This is a genomic window from Labrys wisconsinensis (assembly GCF_030814995.1).
GTDB classification, from domain to species: Bacteria; Pseudomonadota; Alphaproteobacteria; order Rhizobiales; family Labraceae; genus Labrys; species Labrys wisconsinensis.
Genome location: NZ_JAUSVX010000002.1, coordinates 369,658 through 391,636, shown reverse-complemented (window position 1 = coordinate 391,636; position 21,979 = coordinate 369,658). Strand labels below are relative to the sequence as shown.

Below are 21,979 nucleotides of genomic sequence, written 5' to 3'. Positions count from 1 at the left end.
AGGACATCCCATGGACGAGAAGATCACGGCGGTGCTCGAGGCCTATGACGCGCTGATCCGCGAGGAGCAGACGCAGCCGCGCGAGGCACCGGGCGGGCGCGACGGCGGGCAGGACAGGCGCATGCGCGCCATCCCGCCGGAGACCGGCCGCTTCCTCAACATCCTGGCCCGCAGCCTCCAGGCGCCGGCCATGCTCGAGATCGGCACCTCCTTCGGCTATTCCGGCATCTGGCTGGCCGAGGCGGCGCGGGCGAGCGGCGGCCGGCTCGTCACCATGGAGCTGCACGCCTACAAGTCGGAGTTCGCCCGCGGCATGGCTGACAAGGCCGGCCTCGCCGGGCATATCGACTTCCGCGTCGGCGACGCCGTGGCCGGCATCTCAGCGCTGCCGGCCGGGCTCGACTTCGTCTTCCTCGACCTGTGGAAGGACCTCTACCTGCCCTGCCTCGAGGCCTTCTATCCCAAGCTCGCCCCGGGCGCGATCGTCGTCGCCGACAACTTGCTCTACCCCGGCGGCGAGGACGTGCAGCGCTACGCCCGGGCGATCCGGCGCAAGCCCGGCATGACCAGCGTGCTGCTGCCGGTCGGCAGCGGCCTCGAGGTCAGCCGCTACGAGCCGCGCTGAGGTCGACGGCGAGCCCGATTGCCGCCGCCCGTCGCGCCGACGGGCTCGCCTTCCCCCAGCTTGCCCCGCCCCCGATCGCATTGGTACGAATGAGGCGTTTCGCTGAACGTTTCGAAAAAAACCAATCGGAGGAAGCGGATGTACACCAGGCAGGCCATGAGGGAATTGGGCATCCCGTCATCGGGATTGTCGGCGGCACAGGCGGCGCAGCTCGACGAGGATGGCTTCTTCATCGTCGAGGGCGTGCTTCCCGATGCGACGGTCGACCGGATGCGATCGGAGTTCGAGCGCATCCATGCCGTCGAGAACGATCGGGGCGGCCACGAAGTCCATGTCGAGCCCGGCGCGCGGCGCATCTCCAACATCTTCAACAAGACCGACGCCTTCGACGCATGCCTGGAGATCCCGGAGGTGCTGGGCGCCGCCCACTATCTCCTCGGCGAGATCAAGGTGCACGGCGCCAATCTTCGCGATCCCGTCCAGGGCTACGGCAAGCAGGACCTGCATGTCGACGTGCCCAAGCTGTTCGACGACGACTGGTGGGTGGTCAACGCCATGATCATGATGGACGACATGACGCCGGACAACGGCCCGACCCGCGTCGTGCCGGGATCGCACCGCTGGGCGCCGATCAACGTGCCTTATGTCAACCAGGGCGACTGGGAGCCCCGGCCCCTGTCGCCGGCGGAGGCGGCGCGGGTGCCCGAGGACCTCGGCGCCCCCTATCCCGGCGAGGTGCTGGTCACCGCGCCGGCGGGCTCGGCGATCATCTGCAACTCGTCCATGTGGCATGCCGGCACGCTGAAGCGGAGCAACACCTATCGCCGGATGCTGCACCTGACCTACACTAGGCGGGACCTGCCGCAGCAGCTCGTGCAGCTCGATCACCTGACGCCGGAGCTGTACGGCCGCATGAGCCCCGTCCATCGCTACCTGCTCGAGATCGAGCCGCCGCGCAGCGGCGACGGGGTGCTGCGGCAGCCCAAGCGCGAGCACAGGGGCTGGTGGAACTAGCGTTCCGCCTCTGACGGCGTTGCGATGGCGCCCGGCGATCGCCGGGCCCGCGGCGTGGCTCGGCGCCTCAGGGCGCCACGACCTGCGCGGCGGTCACGATCAGCGGCAGCAAAGTGACGCCGACGCAGAGAAGGGCAGCGAGGATGGAGACGAGGTGGACCATGATGCATGGACGTGGGGTTGGCAGGCCCCGCCGGTAAGGCCCGGAGGCCGGTGCCGGCGTCATGCCAGCCAACCGCAATCGGCATGGCGGCGCGCGCCTCAGCGCGCCGGCGCCTCGAGGGTGAACACGGTGCGGCGGGTGCTGTCGTCCCGCGGCCAGGCCTGCTCGAACTCGGCCAGCGGCACCGGGGTGGCGGCGATGCGCAGGCCGGCCGGCACCGTCGCCTGCAGCAGGGCATCGATCGAGGCGAGGAGGCGCGCGGGCGGAACGCTGCCGAATCCGCTGCCCATCAGGACGATCGCCGAGGCGCGCAGCACCGCGGCCGGCAGCGTGATGTCGGCCCCGCTCATGGCGCCGATCTGGACGAAGCGGACGGGCACGGCCTCGGGGGCCGCCTTGGCGGCGGCGGTCAGCAGGCGCTCGGCGCTGCGTCCCCAGAGATAGTCGAGAACGACGTCGACACCCGCGGCGAACTCTTGCCTGAAGCGATCTTCCAGCTCGGCATCGCTGCCGGCGAGCGGGATGGTCGCATCGGCGCCGAGCGCGGCGACCTCCTGCAGCGCCGCCGGGTTGCGGCCGGTGGCGATCACCCGCTTCGCCCCGAGATGCCGGGCGATCTGCACGGCGAGGCGCCCCGCCGTACCGGTGGCGCCGTTGACCAGCACGGTCTCGCCGGGCTGCAGCCGGGCACGCTCGGCATAGGCGGCCCAGGCCGACATGCCGGGATTGGCGATGGCCGCGGCAGTGACGTCGTCGAGCGCGTCCGGCAGGGCGAGGCACCGCGCCGCGGGCACGACGGCCCGCTCCGCCATGCTGCCGAAGGGCGCGGCCGGCATGGCGAAATACACCCGCCGCCCGTCGTCGAGCCGCCCGACGCCGTCGATGCCGACGACGAAGGGGAACCGGCCGGTGGCGCTGTAATGCGTGCCTGCGGCCCGGCCCTTCACCACCTGGCTGACGGCCGCCGCCGTCACCGCGATGCGCTGCTCGCCGGCGGCGGGCACCGGCTCGGCGAAATCCCCGTAGACGGGCGGCTGGCCCGCGGCCCGAACGATCGCTGCCTTCATGACGATCTCCTTTCCTGCCCTCCAATCATGTGCATAATACACATAAATCGGAGGCTGGAATGGTGTCAACCGAAAATGTGCAAAATACACATATCAACGCGCAGCTGCGCCGGCTGCACGGGGCGGTGCTCGACATCGTCGCGGTGATGAACCGGCCGCAGCGCGACGAGGTGCTGATCCGCGAGGCCGGCATCCGGCTCGACCGGGCGCTGTTCCCGCTGCTGGTCGGCATCGAGCGCCTGGGGCCGGTCGGCGTGGTCGAGCTGGCCGACCGGGTCGGACGCGACCACACCACCGTCAGCCGCCAGGTCGCCAAGCTGGAGAGCCTCGGCCTGGTGCAGCGCCGGGCGGGCGCCGCCGACCGCCGCGTGCGCGAGGCGGTGATCGCCCCGCAGGGCAAGGCGATGACCGACCGCATCGATGCGGCGCGCGAGCGGCTCGGCCGCGCCATCTTCGCGACCTGGGCGACGGAGGATATCGACGCGCTGGTGCGCCTCATGCGCCGCTTCGCCGATACCCTGGTCGAGGAGCCGCCGGCCGGCGGCCCGGCCGCACCGGAGGAATAGGCCCCTGCCCGCCCCGGCTGCGACTCGCCCTGCGCTCGCCTAGTGTGCGGGCGAGAGGACTGGAATGGCTGCACTCGAAGCGCGTCTGCCGACCCGCGGGGATCTCCTTGCCACGCTGAACGAAGGCCAGCGGCGCGCCGTCGTGCACGGCATCGGCACGGGCTTGCCGCCCGGGCCGCTGCTGGTCATCGCCGGCGCCGGCTCGGGCAAGACCAACACGCTCGCCCACCGGGTGTCGAACCTGATCGTCCACGGCGCCGATCCGCGGCGGATGCTGCTGCTGACCTTCTCGCGCCGGGCGGCGGCCGAGATGACCCGGCGGGTCGAGCGCATCGCGGCGCAGGCCATGGGCGCCGACGGCGAGGCACTGAGCGCAGGCCTCACCTGGGCCGGCACCTTCCACGCCGTCGGCGCCCGGCTGCTGCGCGACTATGCCGCCCTGATCGGCCTCGACCCCGGCTTCACCATCCACGACCGCGAGGATTCCGCCGACCTGATGAACCTGGCGCGCCAGGAGCTCGGCCTCGCCAGCCGCGAGAGCCGCTTCCCGACCAAGGGCACCTGCCTGGCCATCTATTCGCGCGTGGTCAACGCCCAGGCCGAGCTCGCCGAGGTGCTGCGCGCCGCCTTTCCCTGGTGCGCCGCCTGGCAGGAGGCGCTGCGCGGCCTGTTCGCCGCCTATGTCGAGGCCAAGCAGGCCAACAACGTGCTCGACTATGACGACCTCTTGCTCTGGTGGGCGCAGATGACGGCCGAGCCGGCCATCGCCGCCGAGATCGGCGGGCGCTTCGACCATGTCTTCGTCGACGAGTACCAGGACACCAACCGCCTGCAGGCCGCGATCCTCCTGGCCCTGAAGCCGGACGGAAGCGGCCTCACCGTGGTCGGCGACGACGCGCAGTCGATCTATTCCTTCCGCGCCGCCACGGTGCGCAACATCCTCGACTTTCCCGGCCATTTCAGCCCGCCGGCCGCCATCGTCACGCTGGAGCGCAACTATCGCTCCACCGAGCCGATCCTGGCCGCCGCCAATGCGGTGATCGCGCTCGCCGCCGAGCGCTTCACCAAGACCCTCTGGTCGGATCGCCCCTCGGCGCAAAAGCCGCGGCTGGTCACGGTGCCTGATGAGACGGGGCAGGCCGCCTATGTCGCCGGGCGCGTGCTGGAGAACCGCGAGGCCGGCACGGCGCTGCGCCAGCAGGCGGTGCTGTTCCGCGCCTCCAGCCATAGCGGGCCGCTCGAGGTCGAGCTGGTGCGCCGCAACATCCCCTTCGTGAAATATGGCGGCCTGAAGTTCCTCGACGCAGCCCATGTCAAGGACGTGCTCGCCGTGCTGCGCTGGGCCCAGAACCCGCGCGACCGGGTGGCCGGGTTCCGCGTGCTGCAGATCCTGCCGGGCATCGGCCCGACGGGCGCGGCGCGCATCCTCGACGCCGTGGCCGAGGATCCGGCGGCCGACCTCGCCGCGACCGAGCCCCCCGCCCGCGCGGCGGCGGACTGGCCCGCCTTCGCGGCAATGGCCGGGCATCTCAGATCGCGGGCCAGCCCCTGGCCGGCGGAGATCGAGCAGGTCCGCCTCTGGTACGAGCCGCATCTGGAGCGCATCCACGAGGACCCGGTGACGCGGCGGGCCGACCTGCTGCAGCTCGAGCAGATCGCTGGCAGCTATGCCACGCGCGAACGCTTCCTCACCGAGCTCACCCTCGATCCGCCCGATGCGACCAGCGACGAATCCGGCCCGCCCGACCGCGACGAGGACTATCTCATCCTCTCGACCATCCATTCGGCCAAGGGCCAGGAATGGCGCTCGGTCTTCGTGCTCAACGCCATCGACGGCTGCATCCCCTCCGATCTCGGGGTGGGCGAGGTTGCCGCCATCGAGGAGGAGCGCCGCCTGCTCTATGTGGCGATGACGCGGGCCAGGGACGACCTCGACCTCGTCATGCCGCAGCGCTTCTTCGTGCACCAGCAGGCGGCCCGCGGCGACCGCCACGTCTATGCCAGCCGCACCCGCTTCATCCCGGCCGCCATCCTCGACCGCTTCGAGCAGGCGGCGTGGCCGGCGGCCCGGCCTTCGCCGCATGCCGGCTCGGCGACGGCCGCCCGTGCCCCGGTCGACATCGGCGCGCGCATGCGCGGCATGTGGAAGTAGCGCCGGGGTCGGAAGCAGACCCGATCGCGACCACTCACCCCTCCCTGCAAGGAGGAGGGAAGGCTCGGGCGTCGCGCAAATCCTTCAAGGTTCGGCCCTGGCGTGGACCGTCGCCGAAGTCGTGGCAGCTTCCCAACCGGCGTTTGCCGGCGCTCTCTCAGCTCTTCCTGTGGAAGGGATTCTTCGGCGAGCGCAGGCTGAGGCGGATCGGCACGCCCGGCATGTCGAAGGTCTCGCGCAGGCCGTTGACGAGATAGCGGGTGAAGCTGTCCGGCAAGGCGTCGAGCTGGGTGCCGAACACCGCGAAATGCGGCGGCCGGGTCTTCACCTGCGTGGCATAGCGGATCTTGATGCGCCGCCCCGACACCGCCGGCGGCGGGTGGCGCTCCAGCGCGCCTTCGAGCCAGCGGTTGAGCTTGGACGTCGGCACGCGGCGGTTCCAGATGCGATGGGCGTTGAATGCCGCCTCCATCAGCTTGTCGACGCCCTGCCCCGCCAGGCCCGAGATCGGCACGATCGGCGCGCCGCGCATCTGCGGCAGCAGGCGCTCGAACATCTCGCGCACCTCGGCGAGCCGCCGGTTGCGGTCCTCGACCAGGTCCCACTTGTTGAGGCCGAGCACCAGCGCCCGGCCCTCGCGCTCGACCAGGTCGGCGATCTGCAGCTCCTGCTTCTCCAGCGGCGCGGCGGCATCGACCAGCAGCACCACCACCTCGGCGAAGCGCACGGCCCGCATCCCGTCCGATACGGAGAGCTTCTCCAGCTTGTCGTCGATGCGCGCCTTCTTGCGCATGCCGGCGGTGTCGAACACCTTGATGCGCTTGTCGCGCCAGGTCCAGTCGACCGAGATGGTGTCGCGGGTGATGCCGGCCTCCGGGCCGGTCAGCAGCCGCTCCTCGCCGAGAAGGGCGTTGACCAGGGTCGACTTGCCCGCATTCGGCCGGCCGATCACGGCAAGGCGCAGCGGGCGGGCGAGGCCGACATCCTCGGGGATGGCCTCCTCCTCCCCCTCCTCGCCGGAGACGACGGCGTCGGTCTCGGCGACGTCCTCGTCCTCGGGCAGGCTCGCCTCCGGCACCTGCTCGGCGATGGCCTCGGCCAGGTCGGCCATGCCCTCGTTGTGCTCGGCCGAGATCGACACGGGCGTGCCGAGCCCGAGCGCATAGCCCTCATAGGCCCCCGCCTCGCCGGTGCGGCTCTCCGCCTTGTTGGCGACCAGGACCACCGGCACGCCGGAACGGCGCACCACCTCGGCGAAATGCTCGTCGGCCGGCGTCACGCCGGCGCGGGCGTCGATCAGGAACAGGATCAGGTCGGCGCTGGCGATCGCCGCCTCGGTCTGGGCCCGCATGCGCCCGAGAAGGGAGGCATCGTCCGCCACCTCCAGGCCGGCCGTGTCGATGACGGTGAAGCGCAGGTTGCCGAGCCTGGCATCGCCCTCGCGCCGGTCGCGCGTCACCCCCGGCCGGTCGTCGACGATGGCGAGCTTGCGCCCGACCAGCCGGTTGAACAGGGTCGACTTGCCGACATTCGGGCGGCCGACGATGGCGATGGCAACGGGCATGAGGATCCGATCAGGACGCGGCCTTGGCCGGCGCGTCTGCGGCGATGAGCTGCAGCATCACCTCGGCGCGCTGGCGCGCCGTCGGCGGCACGTCGCGGTCCGCGGTCATCGCCTCGAACCATTTCGAGGCACTGGCTAGGTCCTTGGCCTTCCAGGCGGCGAGGCCCAGGATCTCGCGGGCGGAATGGCGCATCGGCTCGGTCGGCGCGGTCAGCGGCTCGATGGTCTTGGCGAGGTCGGCATAGGAGGCGGTGTCGACCCGCAGATACCCCGCCCGGACCTTCGCCAGCGCCTGCAGCAGCGGCCCGACGCCGGCGTCGGCGGCCAGGGCGTCATAGGCCTTGGCGCCCGCGGCCGCGTCGCGCTTGCCGGCCTCGGCCGCCAAACGGAAGCGCGTCAGGATCTGGTAGCCGGAGGGCGCGTCGGCGAGCACGGCGGCGAAGGCCTTCTCGGCCTCCTCGGTCTTGCCCTGGCGCGCCAGGGTCAGCGCGTCCTGGAAGCGGCCGCCCGCGGCTTCCGCCTGCTGGCGCTGGTACCATTCCAGGCCCCGCCAGCCGGCGACGGCGAGCACGATCAGCACGGCGGCGGCGATGACGTATTTGCCGTATTTCTGCCAGAGCTTGCCGAGGCGCTCGCGCCTGAGGTCCTCGTCGATTTCCTGGAAGATGTCGGCCATCGCCTGCGCTCGTCACTCTTTTGAGCGCTTTCGCGTAGAGGACGCGGGCGGATGCGTCAAGCAAATGGCTCGCGCCGGACCCAAACGGTCATTGCCCGGTCACGGCGCCTGGCCTATGGAGTGAAAAAGGGAGTGCCACCGTCGTGGCGAACAGCATGGACAGCTATCCCCGCCGCTTCCGCGACGCCAAGGCGGCCGTCAGGACCATCTCGGAGCTCTACGAGCAGACCACCACCCGCCTGCGCGAAGCCTTCATCGCCTATACCAAGGGCCAGGACTTCACCCAGCGGGTGCGCGGCACCTACCCCTTCGTGCGGCTGAGCTCGGACGGGCCGCCGGAAATCGACCCGCGCTCGGCCTATGGCTTCATCGCCGATGCCGGCGTCTACGCCACAACGGTGACGCGGCCCGACATTTTCGGGCGCTACCTGGAGGAGCAGATCGGGCTCCTGCTGAAGAACACCGGCGGCGAGGTCGAGGTCGGCGAGAGCGCCACGCCGATCCCGATCCATTTCGCCCTCGGCGAGACCTTCCATGTCGAAGGCGGCCTCGATCCCGCGCGCCTGGCGCAGCTGCCGCGCATCTTCGACGTGCCTGACCTGACCATCCTCGACGACCGCATCGCCAACGGCACCGACATCCCCTCGCTGAACGAGCCCAAGCCGCTGTCGCTGTTCTCCGCGCCGCGCATCGACGTGTCGCTGATGCGCCTCAAGCACTATTCCGGCACGTCGGCCAAGCATTTCCAGAACTTCGTCATCTTCACCAACTACCAGTTCTACATGGACGAGTTCGTGCGCCTGGCGCACCAGGTGCTGGCCGGCGGCGACGCCGGGCCGCTCGGCTTGGGCTACACCGCCTTCGTCGAGCCCGGCGACGTGGTGACGCTGGCGGCGGGCGTGGCGCGCGACCAGGAGGCACGGCCGCTGCTGCCGCCAGGCGCCCCGCCGCCGCGCCTGCCGCAGATGCCGGCCTACCACCTCAAGCGGCCGGACGATTCCGGCATCACCATGATCAATATCGGCGTCGGCCCCTCCAACGCCAAGAACATCACCGACCACGTCGCCGTGCTGCGCCCACACGCCTGGCTGATGCTCGGCCACTGCGCCGGGCTGCGCAATTCGCAGTCGCTCGGCGACTACGTCCTGGCCCATGCCTATCTGCGCCAGGACCACGTGCTCGACGCCGACCTGCCGCGCGAGGTGCCGATCCCGGCGCTCGCCGAGATCCAGACCGCGATCGAGAAGGCCGTCGGCATCGTCACCGGCCTCGAGGGCTACGACCTCAAGCGCGTGATGCGCACCGGCACGGTCGCCACGGTCGACGACCGCAACTGGGAGCTGCGCCCCTCCACCATCCAGAACCTGCCCTTCATCCAGAGCCGCGCCATCGCGCTCGACATGGAATCGGGCACCATCGCCGCCAACGGCTTCCGCTTCCGCGTGCCCTACGGCACGCTGCTCTGCGTCTCCGACAAACCGCTGCACGGCCAGCTCAAGCTGCCGGGCATGGCCGACCGCTTCTACCGCGAGCGGGTGTCCCAGCACCTGGCGATCGGGCTGGAGACCATGGCGCTACTGCGCGAGACCGACCGGGCCCAGCTCCACTCGCGCAAGCTGCGCAGCTTCAACGAAGTGGCGTTCCAGTAGCGCGCTGCCGCGCTACCGCACGAGCTCCAGGATCTCCAGCGTGCTGCAGCAGGTCTGCGGCATCTCCAGCCGCAGCCGCCCGGCGCCGGCCTTGACGAGATAGGCGACAACATTGCCCTCCGCCGAGGCGCCATAGGCACGCTGCGGCTCGTCGTTGACCGTGGCGCCGCCGAGGAAGGCGAAGCGGTCGGGCGCGACGCGGTGGAGCGTGCCGCTGACGCGCTGCGAGCCGTTGGTCTTGGCCAGGAAGAAGCCCCCGCCCCGCCGCGTGATCGCGCAGCGGAAATAGGGATAGACGAAGACGCCGGCCGTGGCGCCGGCGGCCTCGCCGTCGTCGATCTGCGCGCTGCGGCAGCGCCAGGTGCCGGCGAGGTCGGCGTCGCGGATCGGCTGCGGGTCGCCGGCCAGGATCTGGCGCAGCGCCGCCGCGTCGGCCGCTCCGCTGGCGAGCGCCGCGGCGACCGAGCGGGTGCGGGTCGTCTCGAAGGCGAGGAAGCGCGCCTTGTCCGCATCCGCCAGCGGCACCGGCAGGAGCGGCGCCGGGTCGAGGGGCCCCGCCCCCGGCGCAGCGGCCGGCGGCACGCCGGGGGTGGCCGCGTGGCCGGACGGGGCCGCGCTGGATTGGGCCGCGGCCGGGCCGGGGGCGAGCGCCAGCCACAGGCAGGCGGCCAGATATGCGGTACGCATCATCGCCTCAGCCCTTCTTCATGGCATAGGTGTTCTCGGGCGCCGGGAAGCTGCGCGCCCGCACCTCCCCGGCATAGGCGGCGACCGCCTCGCGGATGTGATCGGCGAGCGAGCCGAACTTGCGCACGAATTTCGGCACGCGCTCGGACAGGCCCAGCATGTCCTCCAGCACCAGGATCTGGCCGTCGCAGGCGGGCGAGGCGCCGATGCCGATGGTCGGCACCGCCACCTCCCGGGTGATCCTGGCGCCGAGCGGCTCGGCCACCGCCTCCAGCACGATGGCGAAGGCGCCGGCATCGGCCACGGCGCGCGCGTCGCGCTCGATCGGCCCCCAGTCCTTCTCCTCGCGCCCCTGCGCCTTGAACGAGCCGAGCGCCATGATCGATTGCGGCGTCAGGCCGACATGGCCCATGACCGGCACGCCGCGCTCGGTGAGGAATCGGATCGTGTCGGCCATGCGCTCGCCGCCCTCCAGCTTCACGGCACCGCAGCCGGTCTCCTTCATCACCCGCGCGGCGTTGCGGAAGGCCTGCTCGCGCGATTCCTCGTAGGAGCCGAACGGCATGTCGACCACGATCAGGGCATGCGAGGAGCCGCGCATCACCGCATGACCTTGCAGGATCATCATGTCGAGCGTCACGGGGATCGTGGTCTCCAGCCCGTGCATCACCATGCCCAGGCTGTCGCCGACCAGGATGAAGTCGACGAAGGGGTCGATGATGCGTGCGGTATGGGCGTGGTAGGACGTCAGCGATACGATCGGCTCGCCGCCCTTGCGGGCGCGAATCTGGGGGGCGGTGACACGTCCGGGCTGCGTTTGGATCGACAAGCCGATCTCCTTCCAGTGTATGCCGGGCCCGCACCTCCATCTGGGTGAGGCCCCGTCGAATGCGTGATAACCTTTATGGTCGACAACACGCAAAACGCGCTGTACCGAACCCGGCGAATTGCATAACGTAACCTGCAAGACTGCGCGCGAGCGCAGCGTCGGTGCTCGTGTAATGACACCGGGATAGCGTGAGGCAAGGTAACATGTCTGAGCCTGGGAAGAAGGATGACGCATTGGCGGCTGCCGTGCGTGCCGCCTTCCAAAAGCACATGGAAAACGCCAGGCGGGCCTCGCCCCCGATCCCGCCGCCGCGTCCGGCCGCCCAGCCGGCTGCGCCGTCACCCCCGATGTCGCCCCCTGGCCCGGCCGCCGATCCCGCCCGGCCCACTCTCGCGGGGCCGCCCCCCGCCCCCGTCGTCGCGCCTTCCCCTGCCGCGGCCGCCGCTCCCGTCGCCGCGGCGACTGCCAGGCCGGAGCCGAAGCCCGAGCCCCGGATCGAGCCGGCGGCAGCGGTTGCGCCGCCGGTGAAGGCCGAGGCCGCCGTCGTTGCCAAGCCGGAGCCGCCGAGGCCCGCCGCGGCGCGGGATCTCGACGCGCCGCGTCCCACGCCGGCGCCAGCCGCCGCCACGCCGCCGCGCCCCGCCCCGGCGAAGGCGCCCGTCGTCGCCGACGACGATGCGATCTATCTGGAGCAGCCGCGGCGCGCGGCCACGAGCGTGGCGCGCGGCCGTGCCGCCGCGCCGCGCGCGCAGCCGGTCATCCTGCCGACGGAACCGCCGGAGAGCCGTTCCGGCGAGCGGCAGCTGGTGCCGCCGGAACCGGCCAATGACGGCGAGGCGCGCCTGCGCGCTGCGCAGGAGCGCATTGCCGCCGCCACGGCCGAGCGGCAGAAGCGGCTGCAACGCCTGGCCGAGCGCAGCCTGGCGCCGCCCGAGCCGCCGGCCGAGGCCGCGCGCGAGCCGGCGCCGGAGACGAAGCCCGCGCCGCGGCGCGGCGAGGCGGCCAATGCCAACCATGGCGGCGTGTTCGGCACGGGTGCCCAGGCCCAGCGCTCCGGCCCCTCGTCCAGCCTCTGGGCGGTCGCGGCCGCCTTCCTGGTCGTCGCGGTGCTGTGCGGGGCGGCCGGTGGCTACATCTGGTGGATGAACGGCAGGAAGCCCAATCCGGAGGTGGCTGTCGTGCCGATCCCGGAGCGGCTGCCGCAGGAGCAGCCGGCCGTCGCGGCGCTGTCGCCGGCGGCCCCGGCGGCCGAGACCGAGACGCCGGTGGTGTCGGAGCATGCGGTCAGGACGGCGACCATCAGCCTCAACGCCGTCGATGTCGCGCTGCAGGACGCGCGGGAGCTCTCGGCGATGGGCGATTTCGCCGGGGCGCGCGAGGTGCTCGAGCCGCATCGCGCCAGCGGCGATCCGCGCGTGCTGTTCGCCCTCGCCGAGACCTACGACCCCCTGGTCAACCGCACCCCGTCCCAGGCCGACGCCAAGCAGGCGCAAGCGCTCTACGAGGCCGCCGGCAAGGCCGGCTTCCAGGGCGCCGCCGACCGGCTCGCCAAGCTCCAGACCCCGGCGAACTGAGCCCATGCTGCAGCTGCGTCCCAACTGCGAATGCTGCGACCGCGATCTCGCCCCGGAATCGCCCGAGCAGAGTTTCGCGGATCGGAACGCGGTTCCGACCCGCGAAACTCCGCTCAAACTTTGAGAGTCTGCAGAATTTCCGAGCCCGCCCTATGGGCGGAGTTCGGAAATTCTGCTCGGACGATGATCTGCACCTTCGAATGCACCTTCTGCCGCGACTGCGTCGAGACGCGGCTCGGCGGCCGCTGCCCCAATTGCGGCGGCGAGTTCGTCCGCCGCCCGGTGCGCCCGCCGGCCCTGCTGGCGAAATATCCGGCTTCGATCGCGCGGGTGTTCAAGCCCCAAGGCTGCGCCGCCGCCGGATGATGCCGCTGTCCCCAGCTGCGATGGCCCCTCCCCTAGGCGCGGGCCGGCCGGCGCAGTAGACAATCGGACATGGCCTTCCATGCCGACCTCCATGTGCATTCGCGCTATTCCCGGGCGACGAGCCGGGACCTCGACCTCGAGCACCTCGCCTGGTGGGCGGCGCGCAAGGGCATCGGCGTGGTCGGCACCGGCGACTGCGTGCACCCGGCCTGGTTGGCGGAGCTGAAGGACAAGCTGCAGCCGACCGGCGGCGGGCTGTTCCGCCTCAGGCCGGAGATCGAGGCCGAGGTCTGGAAGACCCTGCCCGCTTCGTGCCGGACGTCGGTCAAGTTCATGCTCTCGACCGAGATTTCGACGATCTACAAGAAGGGCGAGCGCACCCGGAAGATCCATCACCTCCTCTACGCACCGGATTTCACGGCGGCGGACCGCCTCGCCGCCAGCCTGGCGCGCATCGGCAACATCGCCTCGGACGGGCGGCCGATCCTCGGGCTCGATTCCCGCGACCTCCTGGAGATCACGCTGGACTCCGGGCCCCATTCCTATCTCGTCCCGGCCCATATCTGGACGCCCTGGTTCGCGGCGCTCGGCTCGCAATCGGGCTTCGATTCGATCGAGGCCTGCTATGGCGACCTCGCCGGTCATATCTTCGCGGTGGAGACCGGCCTGTCCTCCGACCCCGCCATGAACTGGCGCATCTCCTTCCTCGACCGCTATCGCCTCACCTCCAATTCCGACGCCCATTCGCCCGGCAAGCTCGGGCGCGAGGCGACGCGCTTTGCCTGCGAGCCCGACTATTTCGCCATCCGTCGGGCGCTCGAGACCGGCGAGGGCTATCACGGCACGGTCGAGTTCTTCCCCGAGGAAGGCAAGTATCACATGGACGGGCACCGGGCCTGCGGCGTCCGGCTCGAGCCGACCGAGACCATCGCCCGCGGCGGCCTCTGCCCCGCCTGCGGCAAGCCGGTCACCATCGGCGTCGCCCATCGCATCGAGATGCTGGCCGACCGCAGCCCCGCCGAGGCGGTGCCGCCGCCGACCGCCGGCGAGGTCGCGAGCCTGGTGCCGCTGCCGGAGATGCTCTCCGAGATGCTCGAAAGCGGCGTCGGCTCCCAGGCGGTGACGCGCGCCTATGACCGTGTCACCGCGGCGCTCGGGCCGGAGCTGCCGCTGCTCGGCGAGGTGCCGGTGGAGGATATAGCCCGCACCGACGCCCTGCTGGCCGAGGCGGTGGAGCGCCTGCGGGCCGGCACCGTCATCCGCGAGGGCGGCTATGACGGCGAATATGGCGTGATCCGCCTGTTCGAGGCGGGCGAGCTCGCCCGCCGCAGCAAGGGCGATCTCCTGTTCGATGCGCCGATGCGGCGGCGTTCCCGTCCGGCGCCCCCCTCCGCGGTGGCCCCGGCCCCGCCCTCGCCGGCGGATGACGCGGCGCCGGCCGCGCCCTCGGGCCGCGTCGGCGTGCTGGCGGCGCTCGATGCCGACCAGGCCCTGGCCGCGGCGACGCCGGGCCCGCTGATGGTCGTCGCCGGCCCGGGCTCGGGCAAGACGCGCATGCTGACGCACCGCCTGGCCCACCTGGTGCTGGAGCGCGGCGTGCCCGCGGCCGCCTGCCTCGCCATCACCTTCACCCGCCGCGCGGCGGAGGAGATGCGCGAGCGCCTCGCCGCCCTGCTGCCCCCGCAAGCGGGCGTCTGCACGGTGCACAGCTTCCATTCCCTCGGCCTCGCCATCCTGCGGCGGGACGGGGCCGCGGCCGGCCTGACGCCGGACTTCCGCATTGCCGACGAGGCCGAGCGGGCCGAGGCCCTCGCGGCCGAGCTCGGCGTCACCCGCGCCCGGGCGGCGCGCCTCGTCAAGGCCGTCTCGGTGCTGAAGCGCACCGGCGCGGCGGCGGAAGGCGAGGCAGCGCAGGCGCTGGAGGCCTGCCGTCGCCTCGGCCGCGAGCACGGCTGGGTCGATTTCGACGACCTCGTCGGCCTCGCCGTGGCCGTGCTGGCCGAGAATGCCGGCCTTGCCGCAGCCTGGCGGCAACGCTTTCCCCATATCTGCGCCGACGAGTTCCAGGACGTCGACGAGCAGCAATACCGGCTGCTCCGCCTCCTCTCGGCGCCGGACGGCGACCTCTGCGTCATCGGCGACCCCAACCAGGCGATCTACGGCTTCCGCGGCGCCGATGCGGCCTGCTTCACCCGCTTCGCCGAGGATTTTCCAGCCGCCCGCACCGTGCGGCTCGACCGCAACTACCGCTCCAGCGGCACGATCGTGCGCGCGGCGGCCGCGGTGATCGGCACGGGCGACGAGCACTCGCGCCAGCGCCTCGAAGGCGGCATCATGCGTCCCCGCGGTGAGCCGGTCGCGCTGACCGTCGCCGCCAGCGAGCGCGAGGAGGCCGACTTCGTCGCTGCGGAGATCGAGCGCCTGCTCGACGGGCACGACCTCCTCACCGCCGGCAAGGGCCGCTCCGGCCGGGCGCAGGCCGAACGGCCGCTCGGCTTCGCCGATTTCGCCGCGCTCTACCGCACCGATGCCCAGGCGGCGGCGCTGCGCGAGGCGCTCGACCGCGCCGGCATTCCCTTCAAGAAGAGCTCGCCGCTGCCGATCGCCGGGCAGGCCGCGGTGCGGGCCGTGCTCGAGGCGATCCCCGGCGAGGAGGCTCCCGACCTCGCCACCCGCGTGGCCGCCGTCGCCGAGCGCCTGCAGCGGGCCGGCGGCGCCGCGGATGCGGCCGGTCTCGCCGAGGCGCGGCGCTGGCTCGCCGCCCTGACCGGCGCGCCCGGGACGGACAGCCTGGAGGCGCTGCGCGAGCAGGTCGCCCTCGCCACCGAGGCGGATTTCTGGGATGCCCGCGCCGACCGGGTGTCGCTGCTCACCATGCATGCGGCCAAGGGCCTGGAATTCGCCGCCGTCTTCGTGGTCGGCGCCGAGGACGGGCTGACGCCCTTCTCCTGGGGAACGGAGGACGAGGAGACGCAGGACGAGGCGGAGGAGCGCCGGCTGTTCTATGTCGCCATGACCCGCGCCAAGGACCGGCTCTATCTCAGCCGGACGGCGCAGCGCCCCTGGCGCGGGCAGCTCCGCAGCCTGCCGCCGTCGCGCTTCCTCGGCGGGGTGCCGGCGGACCTCGCCATGCGCCTGGCGCCGCAGCCGCGCCGGCGCGCCGAGCCGCAGCAATACCGCCTGTTCTGAAACGGCGCGGCGCCCTCACTTCAACCGCTCGATCAGGGCCATGGCCGCGGCCGGGTTGCGCGTCTTGAAGCCGCTGATGACATAGAGGAACACTTGGCGCGGCTCGGCCTTCGGCGCCGGCGCCACGACGTCGAGACCGTTTGGGGCGTGGCCGGAGGCCCAGTCGCGGGCGCGCGCCGCCCAGGCGTCGAGGGCAGCGGCGGAATAGCCGACCTCCTCGTCCTCGCTGGTGCCCATGATCCTGACATAGACGAAGGGCGCGGTGATGTCGGCGATCTGCGGATATTCCGAATCCGCCGCCGTCACCACGGCGACGCCGTGCTCGCGGACCAGGGCGATGAAATCCGGCGCCTTGAAGCTGTCATGGCGCACCTCGACCGCGTGCCGGATCGTCCGGCCTTCCACGCTCTTGGGCAAGAGCTTCAGGAAGGCGCCGAAATCCTCGGGGTCGAACTTCTTGGTCGGCGCGAACTGCCAGTTGATCGGCCCGAGCTTGTCCTTGAGCTCCAGCACGCCGCTGGTCAGGAAGCGCTCGACCGACTCGCCCGCCTCGGCCAGGACCCGGCGGTTGGTGGTGAAGCGCGGCCCCTTCAGCGCGAAGACGAAGCCTTCGGGCGTCTCGTCATGCCATTTGGCGAAGCTCTCCGGCTTCTGCGAGCCGTAATAGGTGCCGTTGATCTCGATCGAGGTCAGCTTGCGGCTGGCGTAGTCGAGCTCGCGCTTCTGGGCGAGGTCGTTGGGGTAGAAGGTGCCCCGCCAGGGCTCGAAGGTCCATCCGCCGATCCCGACCCGGATGCGCGGCTTTGCGTCGTGCGGCACGTCCGATACTCCCTGTTGCGTCTCAGCGCCGAAGGGCGCGTGACCGTCTCGTCATCGACGCGGGAGTGCAGCATGGTTGCCGACGGACGGCAACCGCCAGTCGCCCCCCTTCTAAATCATACTATCAAAAAACAACCGTAACATATTATAATAGTTTATATTTATAATTCCATCAAACCATGAGCCTCCAACGACGCATCGGGTGTTCACCGGCCCGCGCGGCTCAAGCGGCGGCCCAATCCTCCGATTTCAGACCGGGCACGCGCGAGAATTCTCCAGTGTTGGCGGTCACGAGAACCGCGCCCCTGCGGCGCGCCTGGCCGGCGATCAGGACGTCGTAGGGCCCGATCGGCGTGCCGGCGCGCTCCAGCGCAGCACGAATGTCGCCGGCTTCCGTCGCATCCTCCGGCTCGAAGGGCAGGATCGTGACGGGCAATTGCAGGAAAACGGCGAGCCGCTCGGCATTTTCCTCGCGCCTGGCACTCTTGGCGATGCCGTATTGCAGCTCGAACAGCGTGACGACCGGCAAGGCCACGGCGCTCAGGAGCATTTCGCGCTCGAACCGCTCGACCAGACGCCGCGGCTGGCCGCGCAGGAAGGCGATGACGACGTTGGTATCGAGGCAGATCATCACTCGAACGACACATCGTCTGCGGGTGGTAGCGACGGCTGCCGCCGCCCTTCCTCCATGAAGGGCATGCCGCGGTATCGATCGAGGGCGGCGAAGATCGCCTGGATGTCCTCGGCACTGCGCTCCACCGGCTCCAGCAGCACCCCCCGGCCGACCCGTCGCACCCGCACCTCCGTGCCCGGCAGACGGAATTCCTTCGGCAGCCGCACGGCCTGGCTGCGGCCGTGCCTGAACAACTTCGCCGTGGCTGTGTCGACCATACCGCCAGCCCCTCGAATGAGTGATATATGCTCATGATATCTATCATTTCGCTGCGAGGGGGACAAGGCTATCCACACCGCATCGAGGGTCGAGCCATCTTGCGCAAGGCGCCGGGAAGACACACGTCCGGGGGACCCGCTGTCCACGCCGAAGGCCGATGCCCTTGCCCCCGCTTTCCGTTCTCGACCTCGCGCCCGTTCCCCTGGGCTCGACACCAGCCGATGCGCTGCGCAACACCCTCGATCTCGCCCGGCACGCCGAGCGCTGGGGCTATGGACGCTACTGGCTGGCCGAGCACCACAACATGGTCGGCATCGCCAGCGCCGCGACCTCCGTGGTCATCGGCCACGTCGCCGGCGGCACCAGCCGCATCCGGGTCGGCTCCGGCGGCATCATGCTGCCGAACCACGCCCCGCTGGTGATCGCCGAGCAGTTCGGCACGCTGGCCTCGCTCTATCCCGGCCGGATCGATCTCGGCCTCGGCCGCGCGCCCGGCACCGACCAGCGCACGTTGCGGGCGCTGCGGCGCGACCCGGCCAATGCCGACAACTTCCCGCAGGACGTCTTGGAGCTGCAGGCCCTCTTTGCCCCGGCCCAACCCGGGCAGGTGGTGCAGGCCGTGCCCGGCGCCGGCCTCGACGTGCCGATCTGGATCCTGGGCTCGAGCCTGTTCGGTGCCCAGCTCGCCGGCATGCTCGGCCTGCCCTATGCTTTCGCCTCGCATTTCGCGCCCGACCAGCTCGAGCAGGCGCTGCCGCTCTACCGCGCCAAGTTCGAGCCTTCCGAGCAATTGCAGGCGCCCTACGCCATGGTCGGTGTCAACGTCGTCGCCGCCGAAACCGACGCCGAGGCACGGCGGCTCTTCACCTCGGCGCAACAGGCCTTCACCAACCTGTTCCGCGGCACGCGCGGCCAGCTGCTGCCGCCGATCGACGACATCGAGACCTATTGGACGCCGCCCGAGAGGATCCAGGCTTCCAACATGCTGCGCTGCTCCTTCGTCGGATCGCCCGAGACGGTGCGGCGGGGGCTGACGCGCTTCGCCGAGGAGACGCGGGCCGACGAGATCATGGTCGCCTCGGCGATCTACGACCACCAGGCCCGGCTGCGCTCCTACGAGCTCCTGGCCGAGATCGGCATCGCGCCGCAGGCACAAGCCGCATCCCTCGAAGCCTGCCCGTCGTGACCCGGCCGCATCGCCGCCCGCGACGGCGGACACAGCTGCATCGACCGGACTTCGCCGCTATGCTGGCGGCATGACCGAGGCACAGCCGCTCACCATCGCGATCGACGGGACACGGAGCGTGTCCGCCCTCTGGCTCGCGCCGCCCGCCGCGCGTGCCGCCCTCGTCCTGGCGCACGGTGCCGGCGCGGGCATGACGCACAAGGGCATGGTGGGGACGGCCGAGGGCCTGGCGACGCGCGGCATCGCCACGCTGCGCTTCCAGTTCCCCTATATGGAGCAGGGCGGCAAGCGTCCCGATCCGCCGGCGCTGGCGCAGCAAGCGGTGCGCGCCGCCGTCGCCGAGGCCGGCCGGCGCGCCGGCGCCCTGCCGCTGTTCGCCGGCGGCCGCTCCTTCGGCGCCCGCATGACATCGCAGGCCCAGGCGCTTTCGCCGCTGCCCGATGTGCGCGGCCTCGTCTTCCTCGCCTTCCCGCTGCACCCCGCCGGCAAGCCGTCGACCGAGCGCGCCGCGCATCTCCGGGAGGTCGGCGTGCCCATGCTGTTCCTGCAGGGCACCCACGACACGCTGGCCGAGCTCGATCTGCTGCGGCCGGTCGTCGCGGCGCTCGGTGATCCCGCCGATCTCGCCCTGTTCGAGGACGCCGACCATTCCTTCCATGTCCCCGCCCGCACCGGCCGCAGGGATGCCGAGGTGCTCGCGGAGATCCTCGATGCCGCGGCGGGGTGGATGACGGCGCGGAGCTAGTCTTCCGACTCTGACGGTTCATTCCGAACCGACAGCCCGGAACACGAGCTGGTTCAATGCTTTGCGTCGTGCTGCCGACATAATGGCAAGGAACCAGGCGTCGGTAGCGCAACACTAGCCCAGCGCCTGCTCGTAGATCTCCGGCTTGAAGCCGACCAGCAGCGTCCCGCCCGCATCGAGCACCGGGCGCTTGATCATCGAGGGCTGCTCCAGCATGAGCGCGATCGCCTTCGCCTCTCCCAGCCCCCGCTTGGCCTCCTCCGGCAGCGCCCGGAACGTCGTGCCGGAGCGGTTGAGCAGGATCTCCCAGCCGACCGAGCGGGCCCAGGCTTCGAGCCGGGCCCGGTCGATGCCTTCGGCCTTGTAGTCGTGGAAGGCGTAGGCGACGCCGTGCGCCTCCAGCCAGGCCCGCGCCTTCTTCATCGTGTCGCAAGTCTTGATGCCGTAGATCGTCACCGGTCGAGCCATCGGCCGACGCCTCCTCGTCCAAAGGCTCCGGCCGCGATTCGGCCTTGCCGCGGCGGTGATAGCAGATCCCAGCGCTCCGTCAGCCCGGCGCAAGCGGTCGCGGATCAGGCATGGCCGAGCGCTCCTTCCCGCTGCGGCGCCGGCTCGGGGCGGATGCCGCGGATGAGGTCGGCGGCCTTCTCGGCGATCATCATCGTCGGCGCATTGGTGTTGCCGCTGAGCAGGACCGGCATGATCGAGGAATCCGCCACCCGCAGGCCCTCGACATGCCGGACGCGCAGCTCGGGGTCGACCACGGCCGCCTCGTCCACGCCCATCTTGCAGGTGCCGACGGGGTGGTAGTCGCAGCAGGCATATTGCCGGACATAGGCCATGATCTCGCTGTCGCTGCGGGCATCCGGGCCCGGCAGGCGCTCGACGCTGACATAGCGGGCGATATCGGCCTGGGACAGGATCTCGCGCGCCGCGCGCACCGACTTCAGCGACATGGCGCGGTCGTCGGGATGGGCATGGTAGTTCGGATCGATCAGCGGCTCGTCCGCCGGATCGCCGGAGGCCAGGGTGACCGTCCCGAGGCTCCTCGGCCGCAGGAACGTGGTGTTGACCGTGAAGCCGTGGCCGCCGAGCCGGGTCTGGCCGCCGCGCACCACCATGGCCGGCGCGATATGGATCTGCATGTCGGGGCGGCGACCGCCGTCGCTGGCGGCGAAGCCCCCGCCCTCCACGATCACCGAGGCAGCGGGGCCGCTGCGGTAGAGCAGCCACTGCAGCCCGTGCCGCAGCGCATGCGGGAAGCGATCCTGCCCGTCATAGCTGATCGGCTGCTTCAGCGTCACGTGGACATTGGTGCACAGATGGTCCTGCAGGTTGCGGCCGACGCCCGCGAGGTCGACCGCCGGCGCGATGCCGAGGGCCTTCAGGGCGTCGGCGTCGCCGATGCCCGACAGCATCAGCAGCCTCGGCGAATTGATGGCGCCGCTGCTGAGGATGATCTCGCGCTCCGCCCGCACCGTCTCCACCGCCCTGCCCCGCGCCACGTCGAGCCCGACGGCCCGGCCGCGCTCGAGGAGGATGCGTAGCGCGCGTGCGCCGGTCCACACCGTCAGGTTGGGACGCGTCTCGACCGGCCTGAGGTAGGACACGGCCGAGGAGCGGCGGCGGCCGTGGCGGCAGGTGACCTGGTAGAGGCCCGCGCCGTGCTGGCTCGCGCCGTTGAAGTCCGGATTGTACGGCAGGCCCCAGGCCTGGCAGGCCCGCACGAAGGCGCGCGAGAGCTCGTGCGGCGAGACCTGGTCCGACACCCAGAGCGGGCCGCCCTGGCCGTGGTAGCGGTCGACGAGGCGCTCATTGTCCTCCGACCGGCGGAAATAGGGCAGCACCTCCTCATAGGACCAGCCGTCATTGCCGAGCGCTGCCCAGTGGTCGTAATCCTCCCGCTGGCCGCGGATATAGATCATCGCGTTGATCGAGCTCGAGCCGCCGAGGGTCTTGCCCTGCGGATACCAGATCCGCCGGTTGTCGAGATGGCGCTGCGGCACGGTGTGGAAGCGCCAGTTCACCCCCGGCCCGAACAGCTTGCCGATGCCGCCCGGGATATGGATCATGGGATTGCGGTCGCGGCTCCCGGCCTCCAGCAGCAGGACCTTGACGTCGGGGTCCTCCGACAGGCGGTTGGCCAGGACGCATCCGGCCGAGCCCGCTCCGGCGATGATATAGTCCCACATGGACCTGTTCCTCCGATGGCGGTG

Annotated in this window: 20 protein-coding genes; 10 read left to right on the top strand and 10 right to left on the bottom strand. The window is 71.1% G+C overall.

Going from position 1 to position 21,979, the window contains the following annotated elements; translation table 11 throughout:
- Positions 1 to 10: 10 nt before the first annotated feature.
- Both QO011_RS08265 and QO011_RS08260 read left to right on the top strand, forming a co-directional pair.
- Positions 11 to 625, top strand: a complete 615-nt coding sequence (locus QO011_RS08265) for an O-methyltransferase (RefSeq protein ID WP_307270160.1) — start codon at positions 11 to 13, stop codon at positions 623 to 625.
- A gap of 138 nt (positions 626 to 763) precedes the next feature.
- Positions 764 to 1,639, top strand: coding sequence for a phytanoyl-CoA dioxygenase family protein (locus tag QO011_RS08260; protein ID WP_307270158.1), 876 nt, complete (start codon positions 764 to 766; stop codon positions 1,637 to 1,639).
- Between the two features lie 261 nt (positions 1,640 to 1,900).
- Here QO011_RS08260 and QO011_RS08255 read toward each other — a convergent pair whose 3' ends face one another.
- Positions 1,901 to 2,869: a quinone oxidoreductase family protein gene (locus QO011_RS08255; protein ID WP_307270157.1), complete on the bottom strand. Its 969-nt coding sequence runs from the start codon at positions 2,867 to 2,869 to the stop codon at positions 1,901 to 1,903.
- Positions 2,870 to 2,928: 59 nt separating this feature from the next.
- On the opposite strand from QO011_RS08255, the gene QO011_RS08250 reads away from it, so the two are divergent.
- Positions 2,929 to 3,435 (top strand): MarR family winged helix-turn-helix transcriptional regulator, encoded by a 507-nt coding sequence (locus tag QO011_RS08250; RefSeq protein WP_307270155.1) that lies wholly within the window; start codon positions 2,929 to 2,931, stop codon positions 3,433 to 3,435.
- Positions 3,436 to 3,499: 64 nt separating this feature from the next.
- Positions 3,500 to 5,587 (top strand): ATP-dependent helicase, encoded by a 2,088-nt coding sequence (locus QO011_RS08245; RefSeq protein ID WP_307270153.1) that lies wholly within the window; start codon positions 3,500 to 3,502, stop codon positions 5,585 to 5,587.
- A 157-nt stretch (positions 5,588 to 5,744) separates the two neighbouring features.
- Here the strand turns inward: QO011_RS08245 and der are convergent, their stop codons facing one another.
- Together der and QO011_RS08235 are read right to left on the bottom strand one after the other, a co-directional pair.
- On the bottom strand, positions 5,745 to 7,151 hold the full coding sequence (der, locus tag QO011_RS08240; protein WP_370881921.1) for a ribosome biogenesis GTPase Der: 1,407 nt from the start codon (positions 7,149 to 7,151) through the stop codon (positions 5,745 to 5,747).
- A gap of 10 nt (positions 7,152 to 7,161) precedes the next feature.
- On the bottom strand, positions 7,162 to 7,827 hold the full coding sequence (locus tag QO011_RS08235; protein WP_307270151.1) for a tetratricopeptide repeat protein: 666 nt from the start codon (positions 7,825 to 7,827) through the stop codon (positions 7,162 to 7,164).
- 155 nt (positions 7,828 to 7,982) lie between these two features.
- On the opposite strand from QO011_RS08235, the gene QO011_RS08230 reads away from it, so the two are divergent.
- Positions 7,983 to 9,476 (top strand): AMP nucleosidase, encoded by a 1,494-nt coding sequence (locus tag QO011_RS08230; RefSeq protein ID WP_307270148.1) that lies wholly within the window; start codon positions 7,983 to 7,985, stop codon positions 9,474 to 9,476.
- A 12-nt stretch (positions 9,477 to 9,488) separates the two neighbouring features.
- Here QO011_RS08230 and QO011_RS08225 read toward each other — a convergent pair whose 3' ends face one another.
- Together QO011_RS08225 and panB are read right to left on the bottom strand one after the other, a co-directional pair.
- A complete protein-coding gene (locus QO011_RS08225) occupies positions 9,489 to 10,166 on the bottom strand; it encodes a DUF4893 domain-containing protein (RefSeq protein WP_307270145.1) in 678 nt (225 codons plus the stop codon).
- 4 nt (positions 10,167 to 10,170) lie between these two features.
- A complete protein-coding gene (gene panB / locus QO011_RS08220; RefSeq protein ID WP_307270143.1) occupies positions 10,171 to 10,992 on the bottom strand; it encodes a 3-methyl-2-oxobutanoate hydroxymethyltransferase in 822 nt (273 codons plus the stop codon).
- A gap of 524 nt (positions 10,993 to 11,516) precedes the next feature.
- On the opposite strand from panB, the gene QO011_RS08215 reads away from it, so the two are divergent.
- The 3 genes from QO011_RS08215 to QO011_RS08205 all read left to right on the top strand — a co-directional run bounded on the left by QO011_RS08215 (position 11,517) and on the right by QO011_RS08205 (position 16,121).
- Positions 11,517 to 12,566, top strand: a complete 1,050-nt coding sequence (locus tag QO011_RS08215) for a hypothetical protein (protein WP_307270140.1) — start codon at positions 11,517 to 11,519, stop codon at positions 12,564 to 12,566.
- Between the two features lie 135 nt (positions 12,567 to 12,701).
- The gene (locus tag QO011_RS08210) at positions 12,702 to 12,932 is read left to right on the top strand and encodes a DUF1272 domain-containing protein (protein WP_307270938.1); all 231 of its coding nucleotides are present in this window, start codon (positions 12,702 to 12,704) and stop codon (positions 12,930 to 12,932) included.
- A 69-nt stretch (positions 12,933 to 13,001) separates the two neighbouring features.
- Positions 13,002 to 16,121 carry a UvrD-helicase domain-containing protein gene (locus tag QO011_RS08205; protein ID WP_307270138.1) on the top strand — a complete coding sequence of 1,040 codons (3,120 nt, stop codon included), beginning with the start codon at positions 13,002 to 13,004 and terminating at the stop codon, positions 16,119 to 16,121.
- 15 nt (positions 16,122 to 16,136) lie between these two features.
- Here QO011_RS08205 and QO011_RS08200 read toward each other — a convergent pair whose 3' ends face one another.
- From QO011_RS08200 to QO011_RS08190, 3 genes are all read right to left on the bottom strand, one after another.
- A complete protein-coding gene (locus tag QO011_RS08200; protein WP_307270136.1) occupies positions 16,137 to 16,940 on the bottom strand; it encodes a DUF72 domain-containing protein in 804 nt (267 codons plus the stop codon).
- 223 nt (positions 16,941 to 17,163) lie between these two features.
- On the bottom strand, positions 17,164 to 17,571 hold the full coding sequence (locus QO011_RS08195; protein ID WP_307270134.1) for a type II toxin-antitoxin system VapC family toxin: 408 nt from the start codon (positions 17,569 to 17,571) through the stop codon (positions 17,164 to 17,166).
- Complete coding sequence (locus QO011_RS08190; RefSeq protein WP_307270133.1) at positions 17,571 to 17,831, bottom strand: antitoxin; 261 nt, start codon at positions 17,829 to 17,831, stop codon at positions 17,571 to 17,573. Before QO011_RS08190 ends, QO011_RS08195 begins: the two co-directional genes overlap by 1 nt.
- 158 nt (positions 17,832 to 17,989) lie before the next feature.
- On the opposite strand from QO011_RS08190, the gene QO011_RS08185 reads away from it, so the two are divergent.
- Together QO011_RS08185 and QO011_RS08180 are read left to right on the top strand one after the other, a co-directional pair.
- Complete coding sequence (locus QO011_RS08185) at positions 17,990 to 19,018, top strand: LLM class flavin-dependent oxidoreductase (RefSeq protein WP_307270130.1); 1,029 nt, start codon at positions 17,990 to 17,992, stop codon at positions 19,016 to 19,018.
- A gap of 70 nt (positions 19,019 to 19,088) precedes the next feature.
- Positions 19,089 to 19,763, top strand: a complete 675-nt coding sequence (locus QO011_RS08180; RefSeq protein ID WP_307270127.1) for an alpha/beta hydrolase family protein — start codon at positions 19,089 to 19,091, stop codon at positions 19,761 to 19,763.
- Positions 19,764 to 19,877: 114 nt separating this feature from the next.
- Here QO011_RS08180 and QO011_RS08175 read toward each other — a convergent pair whose 3' ends face one another.
- Both QO011_RS08175 and QO011_RS08170 read right to left on the bottom strand, forming a co-directional pair.
- Positions 19,878 to 20,231: an ArsC family reductase gene (locus QO011_RS08175; protein WP_307270125.1), complete on the bottom strand. Its 354-nt coding sequence runs from the start codon at positions 20,229 to 20,231 to the stop codon at positions 19,878 to 19,880.
- Between the two features lie 104 nt (positions 20,232 to 20,335).
- The gene (locus tag QO011_RS08170; RefSeq protein ID WP_307270123.1) at positions 20,336 to 21,955 is read right to left on the bottom strand and encodes a GMC family oxidoreductase; all 1,620 of its coding nucleotides are present in this window, start codon (positions 21,953 to 21,955) and stop codon (positions 20,336 to 20,338) included.
- Positions 21,956 to 21,979 lie beyond the last annotated feature (24 nt).